Raw genomic sequence first — 3,120 nt, 5'->3', positions numbered from 1 at the left:
CTGAATTGTTCTACCTCGACGAGAACGGCCTGCACCTTGCCAACGATGCCGAGGTCTTTGGCGATCCGCTCCTCAACAGCAGCGCCAATGCACGCTGATCACAAGCTCATGAAACCTGCCCGACACCGCCTTGCCGCCTGTGCGCTGCTCTTTGCGCTCTCGCTCCATCCAATCGCACACGCCCAAGCCACCAGCCTGGAAGAACAGGTCTACCTGGCCCTGAAGGCCAACCCCGGCAATGGCAAGGTCACCTTCGACCGCGACAAGGGGCTGATCAGCATTGATCAACACACACTCGGCCTGGACAACATCAAGAAGCAGATCGCGCAGACCCAGCTTGAAGGTCAGGCGGCGGTTGACTTCGCCGTCAAGACCATCGAGACCTTGCTCAAGGAGTCACGAGACCTTGGCAAACCGCGTAGCTGGGCCGAGGTCAAAGCCCGCATCCTGCCTACCGTGTCGCCGTCTGAATACCAGAAGATGGCGCAGTGCCTGCCCATGGGCCTGCGTGTGGCGCGCTGCTTCGTGGTGGACAACGACAACACCCGTGCCTTCGTGACACCCAAGGACATGGAAGCGTGGGGCATCAAGCTGCCAGAACTGCAGGCCACCGCCATGGAGAACCTGCAGAAGATCTCGCCCACCAGCCAGCTGCGGCTCAACATGGATGGCGATGAGGTGAACCTCGTGATCTCCAGCCAGCACGACAGCTACGACAGCGCCCGCATCCTGCTGCCCGAGGTGCAGAGCTTCATCCGCAAGGTGCTTCACGGTGATGCGCTCGTGGCCATCCCCAACCGGGATTTCCTGATTGCCTGGCGCATTGACAACCCGCGCAAGCGGACACTGGCCGAGCGCGTGGTGCAGGACTACCAGCAGCAACCCCACCCGCTCACCTACGAACTCTTCGTTGTTGACGACAAGGGCCTGCGCAACGCCACCCTGGTCGAAGCCATCGGCGAAGACTGAGGGCGCTGGCGCCCCCCTAGAACGTGGCTTGCGTATGGACAGCCACGGCGGCCACTCCTATTCTGGAGACATCTCGCGTGTAATCAAATCAGCACGTGATGTCTTCTCTGGATCAACAGGAGTACGAACATGAGCAAGAACATCATCTTCTGTGCCGATGGCACCTGGAACTCGCCCGGCCAGGATGACAACACAGACGGCACCCCCGACTGCACCAATGTGTACAAGACCTTCCTGGCCTTGTCTGGGGGCTTGTCCACCAGGTCACTGCTGGATGCTGGCGAGCAGGAGAAGGTGCTCGATGGCGTCAAAGGCGTGCAGCAGGTGGCCAAGTACATCCACGGCGTGGGTGACTCCAGAAACCCGATCCGGAAGGTATTTGGCGGCGCCACGGGTGCAGGCACCATCGCCCGCATCGTGCGTGGCTACACCTTCATCTCGCGCAACTACGAGCCGGGCGACCAGATCTACATCATCGGCTTCAGCCGCGGCGCCTACACGGCACGTGCCCTGGCAGGCCTGATCTGCTCGCAGGGCCTGCTCAAGAACATCAACTATGCCGACGCCGATGGCCGCGAAAAGGCCTACAAGCGCGCCTCACAGGTCTGGTACCGCCATGCCGAAAGCCGCAAGACGGGCAACCCGCTGGCCCGACTGATATCGGTGGTGGCTGATCTGCCTGGCTTCGTCACCCGTGACGACATCGGCCCCGACGATCTGCAAGCCGTGCCCGCCATCGCGGCTGTGGGTGTGTGGGACACCGTAGGCGCGCTCGGCATCCCCGAGATTTTTGGCGATGGTGACAAGCACGACGCCTTCCAGTTCTGTGACCTGAAGCTCAACCCCAAGATCCAGAAGGGCTTCCATGCCGTGTCGCTGGACGAGCGCCGCGCGCCCTTCATCCCCACCCTATGGACGGAAGACACCCCGCGCGTGGAGCAAGTGCTTTTCCCGGGCGCGCACGCGGACGTGGGCGGCGGCTACCCGGAAAGCGGCCTGTCAGACATCGCCCTGGGCTGGATGCTCGACAAGCTCAAGGGCTGCGGCGTGCTGCTCGACAAGCCCCCGCTGCAAGCCGACCCAGGCGCCACCGCGCACGAGCCCTGGAAGAGCGTGGTCTACATCAACAAGCGCGAGCCACGCCCCTTTGACGGCATGCACATCAAGCTGAAGGAAGACCCGGCCATTGCACAACGCTGCGCGCTGCCTGCGGTGAAGCCGGATCCGGAGAAGCCGGCGGAGAAATACGCGCCGGGCAACAGGCCGAAGTGAGGCCGCTTGGCCAACGCACTGGCATTAGCCATCCTTAAGCGTCGTCAAGAAACAATCGGTTGTCAGCCCGCCAGCCGCTGTCTACAGTGCTGGGCATGCAGCAAACACACTCCGACCGATCCCGGCTGGCGCCACCTTGCGCGCTCGTGGTGGGCGTTGGCGAACTGGAAGGCATTGGCGGCGCCGTGGCGGCCCGCTTCGCGCAAGCAGGCCTTCACGTTTTCATCGTGGGGCGCACACAGGCCAAGCTGGACACCGTGGTGGCGCACATCCGCAAGCAAGGTGGCCAGGCCACAGCGGTGGTCAACAGCCTGAGCAATGAAGCCGACATCCAGGCGATCTTTTCGCAGATCCAGCGCAGCGGCCATCGGCTGGAGGCAGCAGTCTACAACGCGGCCTACCTCAACATGCCCCGGCGCTGGCTGGGCACCCCACCCAGCTTCATTGAAGGCAACTGGCGCCTGACCTGCCTGGCCGGCATCCTGGTGGGGCAAGCCGCGGCCCGGATGATGTTGCCCCAGGGGCGCGGCACCGTGATCTACACCGGCGCCACCGCTTCGCTGCGGGGCAAGCCGCTGTTTGCAGCCTTTGCGTCGGCCAAAGCCGCGCTGCGCGCCTTTGCAGGCAGCCTGGCGCTGGAGGTGGCGCCACAGGGCATCCACGTGGCCCATGTGGTGATCGACGGCATGGTGGAAGGCCAGCGCGCCAAGGGCGCCTTTGGTGGCCTGGGCCGCATCGTGATGGGGCTGGTCAAACGCCGCAATGGCGCGCTGAACCCCACGCAGATTGCCGAGAACTACTGGCAGATCCACCAGCAGCCCAGCGGGGCCTGGAGCCACGAGCTGGAACTGCGCCCCTTCAAAGAACCCTTCTGAGCGC

The 3,120-nt window shown here is 63.7% G+C and carries 3 protein-coding genes; all 3 read left to right on the top strand.

Features of this window, described 5'->3' with window-relative positions; all coding sequences use genetic code 11:
* Positions 1-108: 108 nt before the first annotated feature.
* The 3 genes from VFW93_RS08195 (at position 109) to VFW93_RS08185 (ending at position 3,116) form a co-directional block, all read left to right on the top strand.
* A complete protein-coding gene (locus VFW93_RS08195) occupies positions 109-969 on the top strand; it encodes a DUF1444 family protein (RefSeq protein ID WP_329693503.1) in 861 nt (286 codons plus the stop codon).
* A gap of 129 nt (positions 970-1,098) precedes the next feature.
* Positions 1,099-2,241: a DUF2235 domain-containing protein gene (locus tag VFW93_RS08190; RefSeq protein WP_329693502.1), complete on the top strand. Its 1,143-nt coding sequence runs from the start codon at positions 1,099-1,101 to the stop codon at positions 2,239-2,241.
* A 95-nt stretch (positions 2,242-2,336) separates the two neighbouring features.
* Positions 2,337-3,116 (top strand): SDR family NAD(P)-dependent oxidoreductase, encoded by a 780-nt coding sequence (locus VFW93_RS08185; protein WP_329693501.1) that lies wholly within the window; start codon positions 2,337-2,339, stop codon positions 3,114-3,116.
* Positions 3,117-3,120: the final 4 nt, after the last annotated feature.

It is taken from the genome of Aquabacterium sp. (assembly GCF_036279675.1).
Lineage (GTDB): Bacteria > Pseudomonadota > Gammaproteobacteria > Burkholderiales > Burkholderiaceae_C > Aquabacterium.
Note: the sequence above shows the minus strand (reverse complement) of the source record. Positions and strands in the feature narration are given on the sequence as shown.

Coding starts and splice junctions, on each gene's coding strand:
- VFW93_RS08195 (WP_329693503.1), top strand. CDS start 109: ATGAAACCTGCCCGACACCGCCTTGCCGCCTGTGCGCTGCTCTTTGCG.
- VFW93_RS08185 (WP_329693501.1), top strand. CDS start 2,337: ATGCAGCAAACACACTCCGACCGATCCCGGCTGGCGCCACCTTGCGCG.
- VFW93_RS08190 (WP_329693502.1), top strand. CDS start 1,099: ATGAGCAAGAACATCATCTTCTGTGCCGATGGCACCTGGAACTCGCCC.